The sequence below is a fragment of the Paenibacillus xylanilyticus genome (assembly GCF_009664365.1).
Taxonomy (GTDB): Bacteria; Bacillota; Bacilli; order Paenibacillales; family Paenibacillaceae; genus Paenibacillus; species Paenibacillus xylanilyticus_A.
In genome coordinates, this window is sequence record NZ_CP044310.1 from 3,623,604 (window position 1) to 3,639,399 (window position 15,796).

The 15,796-nt window shown below is 46.3% G+C and carries 15 protein-coding genes; 4 read left to right on the forward strand and 11 right to left on the reverse strand.

Annotated features, from left to right (window positions below; genetic code table 11):
- Nucleotide 1: 1 nt before the first annotated feature.
- From F4V51_RS16075 to F4V51_RS16085, 3 genes are all read right to left on the reverse strand, one after another.
- Nucleotides 2-235: an XRE family transcriptional regulator gene (locus F4V51_RS16075; protein ID WP_153978796.1), complete on the reverse strand. Its 234-nt coding sequence runs from the start codon at nt 233-235 to the stop codon at nt 2-4.
- 102 nt (nt 236-337) lie between these two features.
- Nucleotides 338-922, reverse strand: a complete 585-nt coding sequence (locus F4V51_RS16080; protein WP_153978797.1) for a hypothetical protein — start codon at nt 920-922, stop codon at nt 338-340.
- A gap of 183 nt (nt 923-1,105) precedes the next feature.
- Complete coding sequence (locus tag F4V51_RS16085) at nt 1,106-1,774, reverse strand: hypothetical protein (protein ID WP_153978798.1); 669 nt, start codon at nt 1,772-1,774, stop codon at nt 1,106-1,108.
- A 281-nt stretch (nt 1,775-2,055) separates the two neighbouring features.
- On the opposite strand from F4V51_RS16085, the gene F4V51_RS16090 reads away from it, so the two are divergent.
- The 3 genes from F4V51_RS16090 to F4V51_RS16100 are packed head-to-tail and all read left to right on the forward strand — an operon-like array spanning nt 2,056 to nt 5,326.
- The gene (locus F4V51_RS16090) at nt 2,056-2,730 is read left to right on the forward strand and encodes a response regulator transcription factor (RefSeq protein ID WP_153978799.1); all 675 of its coding nucleotides are present in this window, start codon (nt 2,056-2,058) and stop codon (nt 2,728-2,730) included.
- Nucleotides 2,715-3,812: a HAMP domain-containing sensor histidine kinase gene (locus F4V51_RS16095; protein WP_153978800.1), complete on the forward strand. Its 1,098-nt coding sequence runs from the start codon at nt 2,715-2,717 to the stop codon at nt 3,810-3,812. The genes F4V51_RS16090 and F4V51_RS16095 overlap by 16 nt, the downstream gene beginning before the upstream one ends.
- A 56-nt stretch (nt 3,813-3,868) precedes the next feature.
- Complete coding sequence (locus F4V51_RS16100) at nt 3,869-5,326, forward strand: serine hydrolase domain-containing protein (RefSeq protein WP_236146567.1); 1,458 nt, start codon at nt 3,869-3,871, stop codon at nt 5,324-5,326.
- 183 nt (nt 5,327-5,509) lie between these two features.
- Here F4V51_RS16100 and F4V51_RS16105 read toward each other — a convergent pair whose 3' ends face one another.
- The 7 genes from F4V51_RS16105 to F4V51_RS16135 form a co-directional block, all read right to left on the reverse strand.
- Nucleotides 5,510-5,809 carry a hypothetical protein gene (locus tag F4V51_RS16105; RefSeq protein WP_153978801.1) on the reverse strand — a complete coding sequence of 100 codons (300 nt, stop codon included), beginning with the start codon at nt 5,807-5,809 and terminating at the stop codon, nt 5,510-5,512.
- A 148-nt stretch (nt 5,810-5,957) separates the two neighbouring features.
- Nucleotides 5,958-7,061, reverse strand: coding sequence for a foldase protein PrsA (locus F4V51_RS16110; protein WP_153978802.1), 1,104 nt, complete (start codon nt 7,059-7,061; stop codon nt 5,958-5,960).
- 366 nt (nt 7,062-7,427) lie between these two features.
- Entirely contained in the window at nt 7,428-8,171 is a 744-nt protein-coding gene (locus F4V51_RS16115) for a GntR family transcriptional regulator (RefSeq protein ID WP_201281156.1), read from the reverse strand.
- Nucleotides 8,158-9,171, reverse strand: a complete 1,014-nt coding sequence (locus F4V51_RS16120) for a sugar kinase (protein ID WP_153978804.1) — start codon at nt 9,169-9,171, stop codon at nt 8,158-8,160. Before F4V51_RS16120 ends, F4V51_RS16115 begins: the two co-directional genes overlap by 14 nt.
- Nucleotides 9,164-9,919: a 2-dehydro-3-deoxy-phosphogluconate aldolase gene (gene dagF, locus F4V51_RS16125; protein ID WP_153978805.1), complete on the reverse strand. Its 756-nt coding sequence runs from the start codon at nt 9,917-9,919 to the stop codon at nt 9,164-9,166. Before dagF ends, F4V51_RS16120 begins: the two co-directional genes overlap by 8 nt.
- Nucleotides 9,916-11,025 carry a DgaE family pyridoxal phosphate-dependent ammonia lyase gene (locus tag F4V51_RS16130; protein WP_153978806.1) on the reverse strand — a complete coding sequence of 370 codons (1,110 nt, stop codon included), beginning with the start codon at nt 11,023-11,025 and terminating at the stop codon, nt 9,916-9,918. The genes dagF and F4V51_RS16130 overlap by 4 nt, the downstream gene beginning before the upstream one ends.
- Nucleotides 11,003-12,055, reverse strand: a complete 1,053-nt coding sequence (locus F4V51_RS16135; protein WP_236146814.1) for an amidohydrolase/deacetylase family metallohydrolase — start codon at nt 12,053-12,055, stop codon at nt 11,003-11,005. Before F4V51_RS16135 ends, F4V51_RS16130 begins: the two co-directional genes overlap by 23 nt.
- A gap of 279 nt (nt 12,056-12,334) precedes the next feature.
- On the opposite strand from F4V51_RS16135, the gene F4V51_RS16140 reads away from it, so the two are divergent.
- Complete coding sequence (locus tag F4V51_RS16140; protein WP_153978808.1) at nt 12,335-14,671, forward strand: helix-turn-helix domain-containing protein; 2,337 nt, start codon at nt 12,335-12,337, stop codon at nt 14,669-14,671.
- A gap of 59 nt (nt 14,672-14,730) precedes the next feature.
- On the opposite strand, the gene F4V51_RS16145 is transcribed toward F4V51_RS16140, so the two are convergent.
- Nucleotides 14,731-15,747 carry a glycoside hydrolase family 130 protein gene (locus F4V51_RS16145; protein ID WP_153978809.1) on the reverse strand — a complete coding sequence of 339 codons (1,017 nt, stop codon included), beginning with the start codon at nt 15,745-15,747 and terminating at the stop codon, nt 14,731-14,733.
- Nucleotides 15,748-15,796: the final 49 nt, after the last annotated feature.

The following is a 15,796-nucleotide window of genomic DNA, read 5'->3' on the forward strand; positions in this document are numbered from 1 at the left end:
ACTATTCTCCCTTTACTTCGATCTCACCCGGAATTAATTCATACAAGGCACGAACATCACAACCGATAGAGTCGGCGATCGATATAGCAATTTTAAGCGGCATTACTCTTTTGTTTTCCATAAAGTCGTAGACCCGTTCCGGTTTAAAAAGCAATTCATTTGCCAGCCACTCTGCTGACTTTCCGGCTTCCATCAAGCGTTCATCCAGTAAGCAGCGCCCTAGTTCGAATTTCAAGTAACGATAACCTCCTGTGTGACATTATATTTTAACCTTATGCATTCGTTTGTCAGCATGGGTGTTTCCTTACATATGTTTGTCTCATATGTCCAGCAAGTTTTATGGTGTACTATCGTTTTTCATCATTGAAAAGTGACTAGCCCAATCCATCATCTCCTCTTTGGTAAAGACTTTGCTGTCGATTTCAATATAAGTATCGTCCTGAATCCATCGTAGGTATCCTCCTGGCATACGGTTAGCCCACCTTTCAAATCGCCCTTCAGTTCCGTTAATGTTAATTTTCTCTCCACGTTCGCTAAACTTAAAATCTTCAACAAAAGTTCTTGTAACGCTTGTCCGATTTCGAAGATCTACGTTAGTGACTTGACTTTCTGTTTTGTAGCCAACTGCTTTGTGTTCTTCAACTGCAAACAAATATGTCTGTCCGGTATCATCAAAGAAATGAAATCTAATTTCGGAAACAGGTTGACCAGGTACATATGGATGCGGATTCTTTATTTCAACCTTAACTTTCCGGTCTAAGTTATATGGTACTAGCAGTTTAAAATCGGCAGCACGTTGTAACTCTTGCATTTCAATATCTAAAGAAACATCCTTAGAGTTAGCAGCTGCAACTAGTGGCTCCGCATTGAGCCCGAGCGATACAGTCCAAATTAAAATCAATGAAACAACCTGTTTAAACAAAGAGCACCCCCATCGTTTTTGTAATATTGTACCCTTCGGTGAATTCAACTATCCCGTTCGTTAGCATATTGAATTTTGTTATTCTTCCACAACTAAAAAAAGTCTAATGAACGAGTTGATCACTCATTCACTAGACACTTCACTTTTCTCCCTACTACATATCAGCTCGTATGAATGGAAACTTTATCGCCTCTGTGAATCTAAAGCTTTTGAAGTGGTGATCCAGATGGACACCATGAGGATCAATTCAAATATATTGGTTACAGCTGTGCTTGCTACAGGTATTGGGAGCGCTTGACCTACAAACAATAGCAAGGTACCAACAAACAGCCATACCCATTTTTGTTTTACTAGGACGATTATACCTATTAACAACAGCAGAAAACCAACGATGATCACCATGAATGGCGGACCTGCCAGACTTTCTGACGTATACCTCAAAACCCCATATTCTTCTATGGGTATAAGGCTTTTTACTTCCTGTAAGGTTGAACTTACAATTTGGTAAATGATAAGGCCCACTGTTATTACCCACGCCGCAATATGTGTAATGATGTGTTTTGAAAACTTGACTTGCGAGCTGCGCAGGATGTAGTAGCCTACAAGTACCAACGTGGGTGTAGCAAAGGCATGAAGCCAAAATCGAACACTGCTAAGTCCCTTGAGCAGCTCTCCTTCACCTATGAAGCGACCTGCTGCAATAATTCCGTTATCGTACGCAAGACTGAACAATACAAAAATCTGGAAGATGGCGTAATTGAGCCATTGTCTTTTTCCAGATAATTGAGCAGCAATCCTGACCACAAGAAACAAATAAATTAGTGCCAGTGCCGAATAAATGACAAGATCCAAAAAGAATCACCTTCCCTTATACTTTTTTTGTGTAGCTGCTTACATTTATCAGAATTGTCAATTCCCCCGTTATTAACCCACTTATCAACATTCTTATTCAAATAAGTTAAATAGCCTTCCCTTTATATAAGCTATGGTGGAAAGGTTATTTCCAGTATGACTTTGTATTTAGAGTTCATTCTAAGATGATCCGTTTAGCGCCCACTATTCGATGGAGATTTTATTATGTATAGTTTTTTGCTATGCTGATTTAAAAATGGTTGACGGGAGACTGAGCATTGATGAACAAAATACTAATCGTGGACGATGAAGCCGATCTTCGAAAGCTGCTGACCGATTATTTCGAAATCAATGGATATCATGTCCTAACGGCCAAGGATAGCAGTGAAGCGCTGCGGAAAGTCGAACAACAGCCCGACCTTGTTTTGCTAGATATCAACATGCCTGAACAGAACGGGCTCCAATTATGCGAGCAAATCCGTAATTTTGTCTCGTGCCCCATCTTATTTTTAACAGCTCGAATCGAAGATGCGGATAAAATAGCCGGATTTCGGGCCGGAGGTGACGACTACATCCTGAAACCTTTCAGCATTCACGAACTGGGTGCCCGGGTTGAAGCTCATTTGCGCAGGGAACAGCGTATCCACACCAAATCCTCGGTGAGATTTAATGATGGTATAGTTATTGACTATACAGCACGGGTGCTCTACTACCAGGATAAGCAAATCCCACTGGCCAAAAAAGAGTTCGAGATCATCGAGCTGCTGTCCACACATCCCAATATCGTGTTCGAAAAGGAACGCATGTACGAAAAAATTTGGGGTTGGGACAACCATGGTGATAGTAATGTAATCGCGGAACATATCAGGCGAATTCGCTCTAAATTCAAAGAGTACGGATGCGATGACCGAATCGAAACCGTTTGGGGAGTAGGATACAAATGGCCAAGCACATAAATGGACGGCTATTCAAGCGTTTTACCTTACGGCAATCTTTTATTTTACTATCTGCAGCCACTGTTATTGCTGTGCTCGCCGTAGTAACTATGGAGTTCGCCTGGGCGGAGAAGCTGCGGCAGCGTTTCGGAGAATCAGATTGGATTCTGCCCTCCCTCGTTGCGATGGTTATGCTTACGGTGGCAGCCGGGATTGTTACCATGTCCATCCTGTTTTACAGATGGAAACTAAAACGTCCGCTGGAGATACTCAAACAAGCTTCGGAGAAAATTTCGGCCAACGATCTGGATTTCCGCATCTCCTACGACAGCCGGGACGAGATGGGCGAGCTAATCGAAGCATTTGAACACATGCGCTCAACATTAGAGAAAAACGTAAGGACGCTCTGGCGATCGGTTGAGGAACGCAAGAAACTGAATGCCATTTTTGCTCATGATCTGAGAACACCGCTTTCCGTTTTAAAAGGAAACACCGAGCTACTCGCAGCCTATCTGCCGGAAAAGAAATTGTCTGAAGAAAAGGCGCTGGAACTGATCCACACCATGAATCTTCACATCGTGCGTCTCGAGAGCTATGCGGAGGCCATGAACTCGATTCAGAAACTAGAAGATGTCCCCGTACGCCGTCAGTCGATGGATATAATCACGCTTATGACGCTGCTGAACGACAGTGCCAAACAAATGGCAAGGCAATCTGGCAAAACCTTCGTCGCCTACATGGAATATGATCATGTCCAAATCAACGTAGACCCTTATATCGTCATGCAAATTTTCGAGAATATGGTGGCTAACGGAATTCGATATGCTGCCAGCCAAGTGAATGTTCACTATGACATTCAGAAAAGCTTTATGATAATTAACGTCACAGACGACGGACCGGGCTTCTCAAAAGATGCCCTAGGCAAAGCTGTCCTGCCTTTTTACCGGGGCGAAGTGTGGGATGCATCCGAACATCGTGGGCTGGGCCTATACGTTTGTAAAGTGTTTTGCGACAAACATGATGGAAGCCTGTTGATTGAAAATGGACCTCATGGCGGTGGAAGCGTCACGGCAAGTATTGGGATCGAGTTGATAAATAGTTGAAAATATTCTGATAGCATTTCCTTATCTTGAATGATGGGAGTGCTATGATGCTAAAAATGAAAAAAAGAATGTTTATTACAATCGCCTGTTCACTGTTGTTATGTTCAGTCTGGCAAAGCCAGGTTTCAGCCACAGAAGTCCGTGACAAATCAGAAATCCTGCAAGACATCGACGAATATATGCATCGGAGTATGAAAGCCAATCACATGCAGGCTGCCTCACTGTCCATTGTTAAAGAAGATGAAGTATTTTATGCAAAAGGCTACGGAACATTTGAAGATGGTCAAAAGGTTACGGGCGGCACTCATTTCCCCATTGCTTCACTAAGCAAGTCGTTTACCGCACTCGCCATACTGCAGTTAGCGGACAAAGGCCAGATTGACCTGGATGCGGCTTACGATTCTTATTTTCCAAAGCATTCTGTACGGGATCCCCGCGTTCACAACATCACGATCCGCCATCTATTGAATCAGACTAGCGGTCTCAATGACAAAGTAAATCCAGATATGACGAGGAAACCGCAATTTCAGGCGCTGCATGAAGTAAACCAGCTATTAAGCGAGGTTCAACTTGCCCATAGCCCTGGAACAGCCTACAGCTATCATAATCCCAATTATGTGCTGCTGGCGAACCTTGTGGAAAATGTGAGCGGAGAACGGTTTACAGATTATCTGAATAACCACATTTTTAAGCCGCTAGGTATGAACCATACCTTTAGTGTCCGTACAACGCAGCAATTTTATGGAAATGAAGCTATTCCGCTAGGACATTACTTGAGTTTGGGACGGGCGGTAGGACAGAAGGAACCGATATGGTTTATTGAAGGCCCGGCAGGCATCGTTTCAACCCCCGAGGACATGTCCCGGTGGATGCTTGCTCAATATCAAGGACAGCTACTTTCTCCTACCCTAATGAAACAATATCATGAAGCGGGGACCATCAGTTCCTACGGAATGGGCTGGCTTGCTGATCAAGAAGAATCTCACGGTCGAATCATCTCGCACAGCGGCATTTTCTGGACATACAAGTCAGAAGAAAAGATTTATTTGGACGAGGAGATGGGCATTGCGGTAATGTTCAACTCCGGGTTAAACGCTTCTGTGAATTACTCGACTTTTATTGATGACATCGCGAAGATCATGAGAGGGGAAAAACCTGAAACCTCATTTGTGAATGGTCGAAACGTGGAAATGATTATGATTGCGCTGATCATCGCTACGCTTGTATGGGGCATATATGCCTACTTTCACATCCGCCTTAGAAACAAACGCCTGACGACCAGCAAAATAATTCTGATAACGATTGGAAGGCTGACCCCGATCCTCATTCTCTTGACCCTTTCCCCATTGATGACGTTTATCGGTGGAGGACGTGTGCTGCCTTGGTTTGGTATCTGGACTATGCTGTCGACTCCAATCATCTGGCTTGTTGTATGGTCCATCGTCAATGTTGTGCATTTGTCTTGCTATTATTACGTCTATGTACAGTGTAAGAAGAACAGTCGGTTGAATTAACATCCGTTCATATGACTTCAATTCCGAAGCCATTTTTAATGCAGACTCGTTTATAATGGAGCAACGGAGACATTAAAAATGATTTTTACTTGTCATAAGGTTCATTGGAAGCCAGCCAAATAGGATCATCATCAAAGAAAGTATCGTTTTATATCAGGTGCACTACTCTTGAACCCGATGAGTCTAGCAAATAGATACCACACTGTCTCCCATAGTCCCATCTTGGTCACTCACAAGATCTATCCCGTTTTCACAGTTGATTTTCCTTTCCCACCTCACTTCGTATTGATTATTGATGTGTTTTACCGAAGTGATATCGATTGAACCAACCATACTATGATTGTTATTCTTCTCATGGTATTGCTCTACTATGAGCTTAGCTTGCTCTTCTGTAATGTTAACAACTTCGGATTTTGGTTGGCGTTGACATCCACTTAGTAAGGCGATTATTACAAGGAATAGTAAAGAAAAATTTTTATTCATATCATTTCCCCACCTTCAATGATCTCTTCCTTATTAGATTACTCTTTAATCTTTATCATTCACAAACAAGAAAAACAGCTGATAAACTCGAACCTTACAATCGAATTTGTCAGCTGTTTATATGTTACTATTCCATCTGTCGTTACTATTATTCCTTGGCAGAGGATTCTGTATCCGTAGTGGAGGCTGCAGCCGCATCCGTGCTTTCATCCGCTGGCTCAAGTGTGTTCACAATCTTTGCCTTAGAGCGCAATTCGCTCAACCAATTGGTACTAAGTTCACCGACCTGCTGGTCAACCAGTATGTTACGAATATCTTCTTTTTTGTCTTCCTCAGTTGGATTGGTTGCCTCTTTATAATCTGTCCTCTTGATAATGTGGTAACCATAATCGGACTTAATGGGTTCGCTAATCTCATCGTTTTTCATGGAGAAGGCTGCTTTCTCAAATGCTTCTACCATTTCACCTTCTCCGAAAAATCCAAGATCCCCGCCATTCGCTGCAGAGCCTGTATCTGTGGATTTTTCTTTTGCCAGGGTTGCAAAGTCTGCTCCCTCATCCAATTGTTTTTTGATCTCATCCGCTTCTTCTTTTGTCTTCACAAGGATATGAGATGCTCTCACCTGCTCCGGTGTGGAGAATGTTGCTTTGTTCTCCTTATAATAGGCACTGATATCTTCATCTTTTACAGTCGTTTTTGGTTCAAGAATTTTACGAATTTTCACTTGGACTTCCGTATTTTTCTTGAGTGAATCCATGGTCATACCCGATTGAGAAAGTGCCGTGTTAAGCCCTTCTTCACCGCCATATTGGGTTTTTAGAGTCTCGATCTCGGCATTCACATCCTGTTCAGTAACAGAGACGTTCGCTTTTGCAGCTTCCTGGTCGATCAACTTCATTGTAATCATGCTGTTTAGTGTGCTCTCGCCACCAAGTGAAACCAATTCATTATACAGCTCATCCTTAGAAATGTCCGACCCATTGACCGAAGCCACAGACTCCCTGCCCCCACCAAACGGTGGATATACAAGTACAACGATAAGTGCTGCAGCTAGAACCCCCGAGATTGCCATCCAGACCACACTTTTTTTCCCTTTAACCACTTGTGGTTGAACCTCGGATGAATGCTGTTGATTCTCTTCTTCTTGCATTTCAGGCAGAATCGTTGTTTCTTGCTCGGTTTCCCGCTCTGCGGTCATAGAATCTTTCACTTCTTCTTCGTTGTCAGGTTGCGACGGCTTGTTGTTGTCCATTAAATTATGATCCCCCTTAGGTCTATTCCTAAATCTACTTTTTAATTAAAATATAATGTATTCGGAAAATAATACCTTAAAATAACATAAAAATTCTTAGGTCCTTATTCATTTGATTCGTTTATATGTGTTCTCAATCTATTTGATTTGGATAGATACACCCGGTAATTTTATATCCAGACAATACAATTTTTTGTTTTTAAATCGAAAAAAACTAAGAAACAATCAAAAAAAGCCGCTATTAGCGACTTTTAATGAGAGTATGTTTTTATAACTTAAACACTTAAAAATCCTGCTACAAAAGCGACAGTCTGAGAATAAGGGACAGAACTTTTTTTAATAACCACACGGTTCCCTGGGCTCAATTCAGGTGTCATAACTGACCAGATAATGATGAAGCTCTGTATTGTAGCAGCCGATACTGTGCTCTATTAGTCTTCCTTCCCCGTCATAGGAGTTACGCAGGCGCTTAAGCACATGCATCCCCGTTGGGATTTCCAACAGCTGGCACACCTCTGGAGGTGCTGGCTCTACAAAGAAACGGTCCCTGAAGTTTTCCAGCTTAATGTCGTTCTCCTCCAGTGAGTCGTACAGGGATTGAATATCTGTGTTCATACCTTTTGTACCGCCCGGCAGAGCAGCTGCGGCCAGGAAGTGTATGAGATGAATATAAGGCTGACCGTTCAGAATGTAGAGCCTTTCAATCCGCTGGCAATACGGACCGAAGCGGTTATATTCCTCCGTTCCCTCACCATTGGTGACTAATTGGGAGTTCAGCACTCTCTTTTCCAGTTTATGACCCTCTTCTACGAGCAGCTCTGTAAACCGCTTTCCCTTAGAAAGCTTCTGATGGGAGGTATTGCGCATCACAATCGTGCCAACACCACTTTTTTTCTGCACATATCCTTCTTGAGATAGCTCCTGGACCGCACCGCGGACCGTCATTTTACTAACGCCGAATTCCTTCTCCAGCTGCGGCTCAGATGGGATGATGCTTCCGAGAGGATATACCCCATGGAGTATTCGATCTTTGAGAATTTTTTGAATTTGCTGATATAAAGGACCTTGCTTGCGCTTCAAGGACACTCGCTGTTCACTACCTTTCAACATCTAAGGTATGGTCTGACAGCGCCCGGAGCACCTCACTCTCGCTAAAAAGCGCTGTATCGCCTGGAGTGGTATGGGCCAGCATCGCTGCCGCCACTGCCATATTAATCGTTTGCTGCTGCGGGTATTGCTGTAATTCCCCATGTATAATGGCGCTGGCAAATACATCGCCGGCTCCGATTCGGTCATATACCGGGAAGGTCAGTTTGCCGGAAAACACAAACGTACCTTCATGACAGATATAACCTGTCAGGGAATGCGTGTTGTCAGCGTTAATCTCTCGTTGGGTTCCCGCTGCCGTTCTGATGCCGAAGCGCTCCACAACTTCGGGAATCACTTGCATTAACTGTGTTATTCTATCATAATCTCCAGCACCAATGCCAAGAATATAGCGCGCATCCTTCTCATTAATCAGTGCGATGTCCGCAAGTTCGAGCAGTTCTTCATAGTGTGGACGAGCTTTGGTATAGCCATCTGTTCCCCATAACGCAGGACGGTAATTGCAATCAAAAACAACCTTTCCCCCAGCCCGCTTCACTTCTACAGCAAGTTGTTTCATCTGCTCGCGAACGCCTTCATTCATTGCCAGCGTAATGCCGCATAAATGAAGAACGTCGACTTTGGCTGCAAGAGCCGGCATATCATAGTTACTCGCCGCCGCGGTATTGAAGCTGCTGCCTAGCCTGTCTGTATAAGTGACTCTGCCGGGACGGGCTCCAAAGCCATTCTCCAGAAAGTACATTCCCAGATACTTACCGCCACGGCTGATCAGTGAAGTATCTACTCCAAGCTTGCGCAGATAAGCGATAGCTGCTTCGCCCACCGGCGTTTCCGGCAAGGTGGTTATAAGCGCACCGTTATGGCCGTATTTAGCCAGTGCAGCCGTTACATTGACCCCGCTGCCAGAGAAAGAATACTCCAGTCTGCTGCTCTGAATCAACGTTTCATAGCCCGGAACCTGCAAACGCATCATCACTTCACCAAAAGCAGCGATTTTAGGCATACCGGTCCACCAGCGATTTCATCATATCGAGTAGTCTACGAACGTCCTCCACGTTCGTATTTCCCGATTCTGGATCGATGATAGAAGAATAGACATGCGGGATAACCTGGGGCACACCTGCCTCTAACGCAATCTCCAGTATGGCTTCGAAGTTAGCCAGATCGATTCCACCCGTAGGCTCCAGTGCAAACCCGGCTTCTCCGCAGGCCTTGGCAACGGCTCGGTATTCCTCCTCCAGCTTCATCCCCTGCATGGGATAATATTTGAGTGCATTGCCACCCATATCACGAACCAGTGCAATCGCAGCATGAACCGGAACAATGGCATGCGGAGCGGTTCCTGAACTGACAGGCCCAGTGGATATATCTACATAGCCGGGTTGCCCACATGGAGAAACCAGGCTGTTAATCCAACTGTCCTTAGCTCCCAAGTTCGCACGGGTTGCCCCCACTGCCGGGAAGACCTGATTGATATGGCTTCCCGGATAACTTGCTGCAATCTTCGCCACAACAGCCGCCTGGCGATTGTCTCCGGCTCCGAGCCCAATGGATACCGCATCTTGAATATTCTGACCATATGCAGTCATGGCAATTGCTGCTTCCTCCGCCGTATCGTAGTTTTTGGAGAGCACACCTATCAGTACATATCCTTCTGCAGCTTCGAATACTTCCTTGGCGTTCCCGATACTGCCAGCCAGTACATTAAGTGCGGCCCTGTTCTTATACAGTCGCTGCTGAATATGACTCATGTACGCTCACCTCCCATGATTTCTTGTATTCTTGTGATAATCACTTGTAGATCATCACCTTGCAGCGGCCTTGGATCAATATCGAAATAACCTTGCTTAACGCCATAGTCTCGTGTATATATCGCAATTTCACCTTCACGCAGCTGGTCATTCACATCCTTCGCATCCATTCCTGCAACATTGGAATCAACCTGGATGCGTCCACGGTAGATTGCTCTGCCCGCTTCATCTTGCACGATGCGAACTGAAATTCCATTGATCTCAGCGAGCACCTGAAGAGCCTCCAGTGCCTGCTTCTCCCGTTCGCTGTTATCGGTCTTATTCTGGTATTCCTCCAGCGCCTGAAGCAGTCCGAAGGTCGTCTCTTTACCAACCTTCATACTGCGGCCGATCCCGTGCAGCTGAACCTTCAGCCATTCGGTGTATTTCTTTTTACCGGCGACAATCCCGGAGGTCGGGCCCTCAATCGCTTTGGATCCGCTGTATATAGCCAGATCCGAATAATGGACATATTTGGACAGGTCTTCTTCTGCTGCGGCATCAACAATTAGCGGAACCCCTCTGCGCTGTGCTACCTCCCAGGCCTCTTCCACAGAAATCATGTTCTTTTGCACAGCGTGGTGAGATTTGACATAGAGAATAGCCGCAGTATATTCACCGATAGCCTGTTCAATATGCTCCTGCCGACCTTCATTGGCGTATCCCACTTCCACAACCCGTCCGCCGCCAAGAAATACCATCGTTTCAACAGGTGCTCCATATTGCACGTTATGACCTTTTAGCATAATAATTTCATTTTTCATTATCGGCTCTTGGTGAAGACGAAGACTGAGCCGCGGATCACCGCCGGTCACCATGGCTGCCACCGACAGGGCTATACCGCTGGACGCCGAGTTCACAACTACTGCCCCTTCCGCACCAAGCAGGTGTGCAATATATTCACCCGATTTGTCTACAAGGTTCGCGATTTCCACGTACTGTTGTCCGCCTTGTTTCATGGCTTCCATGACCGAATCGGTAGGCGCGGAAACGCCAAGAATGCTCATTCTACCACTGGCATTTATTACACGCTTCAGTCCATATCTAGCTTGTAATGAGTGATCCATTAGCATAGACTCCTTTAACCTTAATATAGTGCTGTGCAATTCGAACATCGCCTTCCGAGTCCATCAGTTGCTTCTCACCTGCTTCCAGAGCAAACAAAGTCAGGTTCGCCTGCTGTCCCACCCTAATCTGTCCGAGCTCCGGCTTGCCGAGCCATGCTGCCGCGTTGATTGTAACTGCGCGGATGACCTCTTCCAGACTGTAGCCAAGTACGAGAAACTTGGTCAGCACATTCGACAAACTGTACACTGGCCCGTTCAGACGATTGCCGCGGTAAATATCCGTACTGATTGTATTCAGCTCAATGCCGGCCGCTTTGGCCTGTTCTGCAATCCGGAAAGAGAAGCTCGCTGTGCCATGGCCGACATCCAGATGAACTCCACGGAAAGCAGCATCAAGCAGTCCTTGTAGAGGTGTGCCGTCCTCATGGAACAGGTTGTTGGACTTGCCATTAAGGTAATGGGTAATTACATCGCCCGGCTGTAATAGCTCCAATACTTTGGAGATTGCAGGCGGAGCGGAACCAATATGAACCATGAGCGGCAGATTCGTTTCTTCGGACAATAGGCGTGCCAGCTTGAGCGGTTCAATACCGTTGTCTTGGACGACGCTTCGGCTTATGCGTGCTTTCAGGCCAACGATAAAATCAGGATAAGCCGCTGCTGCTACCTGGGCCTTAGCCCGGTCTATCCATTCCAGCTGTGACAGCTCATCTGTCCTTTCAAGCCCGATCCTCGAAATATTTAATAGAGCAAACACCCGCGTCTCCGCCTTCAGGCTGGCAGTGTACAAGGCACCGATCCGATCTGCACCGCAGCTTCCGGCATCCACGAGTGTGGTTACTCCCTGCTTCACACCAATTTCGTCGATATCATCGCCATAAGGATCAAGCTCCGGCACGGCATGCACATGCAGATCAATCCATCCGCTAGACACATATAACCCGGAACAGTCTTGACCTCTCTTTGCTTCCCCAGCCTGGCCTGACGGTGTAATATCCGTGATGACCCCGTCCTGAATGGCGATATCCATGATCCGCCCGTCAACAAGCTGCAAATTGCGCAGCACATTCTCTGTGCCCAATCATCCCATCTCCTTCTTCGACCCAGGTATACAGGTAAAAATCAAAATTGGATTCATTTCATGAAACCTGTACCTCCTTCGATTAAAAATAAACCTGATGTGCTACTTTATTCCAAAGATTATAATGTTATAATGTTTATGCAGACTTAAGTATACTCCAGAACAGAACATAAATTTATATTCCAGAATGACTAATTCGAACTTTTTAAATACGGGAGGGACAACTATATGGCTAATCCGGCACTCAAGCCATCCTTGCTCAACCAATTCAGACTCAGCTGGAATCATTTCAAATCAAGACTTCTTCTGAAATATGCGTTTTCCTACATACTCATATTTCTCATTCCTCTAACAGGGGTTACTATTTTTGTATATGAAAACGCTGTCAAAGGCCTTCGTGTCGAAATTGAACAATCGAATGTTAATCAGCTGAATCAGGTGAAGAACACCATAGATACCCGTATGAACGAGCTTCAGGAAATAGCCGGGCGAATCGCTTATGACAAGTATTTGACCCCTTACATGGTGAAGGATCCCTACTACAGCATGGAGGCGATACAGGCCTTGGCAAATTACAAAGCCAGCAGCAACATTGCCGAGGACCTGCTTCTGTATTTCCATAACGACTCCAATATCTATTCTCACCGTGGTCTCGCCGATCTTCATGTTACCTTCGATACGCTCTATCAATTTGAACAGTGGACCCCTGAAGAATTGCGGCAGGACTTAAATGAAACCCGGCAACCGCTGGTACGTCCCGCGGAGAATGTAACCATTAATTCCCGGACGGATCCAATGCTTGTCATGCTCGTACCCATTAAACCGAATGACCCCTATCCATATGGAACGGTTGTCTATTTAATGAAAGAATCCAAGCTTACTGGTGTTATGGATTCAGTTCTGAGTGACTTCACGGGCAGCAGCTATATATTCGGTCCTACCGGAGAGGTATTGACCGCAAACAGCCATGGTGTCACTCTTCCCCAGAACGAGCTTGAGAAGATATCCGGACTTGAGCCTGGAATTCATAATCTGAAGCTGGACGGGGAACAGCACTCCGTCGTTTCGGTGCAATCGGAAGAAAATGGATGGACCTATGTGACCACGATGCCAAGCTTCCAATTTTTCAGCCGTGTGGCCCATGTTCAGACGCTGATTTTAATTGTCTTTTGTATTACGGTAATCACTGGCATTGCTGCGGCACTGCTGCTGGCCAAACGGCAGTACCATCCGATCAGGGATCTGATGGAATTCGCCAAGCTGAAAAGCAGCGGCAAGGATACTCCCAAGGTTCGTAATGAGTGGGAATGGATCCGGCAGACTCTCCACGATTACAGTGCCAAAATTGATTTACAGGAGCCTTTCGTCCGCAATCAATGTATGCTGCTGCTGCTTAAGCATGGCAAGCCGGACGACCCTGAGATCGAACAGATGATCTTCAGTACTGGTTTCAGGCATCCTCAGGGAGAAGGCCTCTATTTCTCAGCTATACTATCCTGGGATGACACCAAGCCCGGCAGCAAGTCCTGGCAGGAACGACATCTCCTGCAGGAGATCCTCGGCAATGTATGCTTGCCCCCTTCTGGTGCACAGATCTTTGGAGTGGAGTTTTCGGTCAAGGACCAATTTGCCCTGATCATTTCACTTCCCGAAGAGGCAGATATGTTGGCCCAGACCCAAATGGAGCAGGTTATTGAAGGCATTCAAGCGATCATTCGTGAGCACTCGCAGCTGTCCTTAAGCATCGGTGTCGGTATGGCATACAGCGACCTGAGCCTTCTTAATCAATCGTTTATCGAAGCTGCTGCAGCACTGGAGCACCGGATGATCCGTCGCAGCGGACAGGTAACCTACTTCGAGCAGCTTGCAGAGCTGAACCCTTCCGCCACCGAGAGTTTCTGGATCCCGCCCAAATCCATGTTGAAGCTGGAGCAGAGTCTGAAACAGGGCAACGAACCCGTAGCCGTCCAGATGATTGCTGATACCATCGAGATGATCAAAGACGAGCCGCTGCAGGTTCATCTGCTGCGCTGCATCTGCTTCGAACTTCTGAACGCTTTTCTGCGCACGGCTTCCGAACTTGGGATGGATAGTGTTTTCGCCAATATACCGGAATTGACCTCCTTTGAAACGCTGGAAGAGCTGGAGAACCGCCTGCTCTCTCTCGCCGCTGACATTTGCACGCAGGTTGAGCGGAACACGGAGACTAGCGAATCTTCGTTAATGGATGACATTCTGGCATACGTGGACGAGCAGTTCGCCGATTACACACTCAGCCTGGAACATGTGGCGCTTAAGTTTGCCATTTCAACCTCTTATTTGAGCCGGAGTTTCAAAGAGAAGACTGGCACCAATTTCTCACAATATATCTGGCAAAAACGTGTGGACCAAGTGATCCGGCTGTTGGAGAACACTAGCGCACCGCTCAAGGAAATTATCGAGCAGGTCGGTTATTTGGATACGCCGAATTTCATCCGCAAGTTCAAAAAAGAAATCGGCCTCACACCAGGGCAATACCGTAAAGAACACGCTATGAAGGGGACTGTTGTGAAAAGGCCCATTTAATTCCGGGCTTCCTTCTTCCCCCTGGTAAGCACCTGAATCACTAACCAAGTCAGTCCTGCTTACTGCCCTTCCCGAAGGATATGTTCTACCAATTCATCCAGTGGAACCGTGGCGAGAGCAATCGCTGTATCTGTTACTCCGTAATAGATATAGAGCAGACCGTCTTTGACCACGTTTCCGGTCGGGAAAATCACATTCGGAATCTGGAAACCAAATTTCTCGTAGTACGTCTCCGGCTCCATAATGAAATGATGAGTCCGGGCAATGATTTTCTCAGGCTGCTCCAAATCCAGCAGCATAGCTCCTACACGGTAAACGATATCTTCATCAACGCCGTGATAGAGCACCAGCCAGCCCTTGTCGGTCCGGATTGGAGGCGTCGAGCCCCCGATTTTCCGCGATTCCCAGGACAGGTTTCCGGCGGTGGCTAGCAGCTTGGGCTCTTCCCAGTTCACCAGATCCTCGGAGTAGGTAATCCACATGGCCGCCTTATCCGTACCGTAGTTTTCTCCCACATATTCCTCGGGGCGGCGCAGCAGCACGAATTTCCCGCCTATTTTTTCAGGAAACAAAATGTTGTCCCGGTCGTTAATATCAAGAGGCGTCGTATCCGCCACAAACTCCCAATCCAGGAGATTATCCGATTTCAGAATGGAGGACCGGGTCAACCAGTGTCCCTCCTCTTCGCCCCATCCGTCCGGATATTCGGGAATAGAGCGCAGGGGGACGCCTGCTCCAGTTGGATAATAGCTCATGGCACAGGGACGCAGGGCATAGTTCAGATAGAAGGTTCCCTCAATTTTGACAATACGAGGGTCCTGCACACTGCCATAAGGAAAACCCAGCATATCGGGCGTCACGATGGGCTCGTCCTTCACGTGGGTGAAGTTTACCCCGTCATCGCTCTCCAGCAGCCCCAGATAATTCTTGCATGGAGTCAGGGAGCCTGCAGTGCGCTCAATCATGTAAAATTTGCCGTTATCTATGATGACCGCCGGGTTGAAGACCGTAACCTTACGCCACTCATAGCCGCCTGGGACGACAATGGGATTATTCGGGTGTCTTGTTATTTGCATGCCTGTTCCTCCTGGGATTCATGTTCAAGGTATCGTTTGCGCAGAAGCT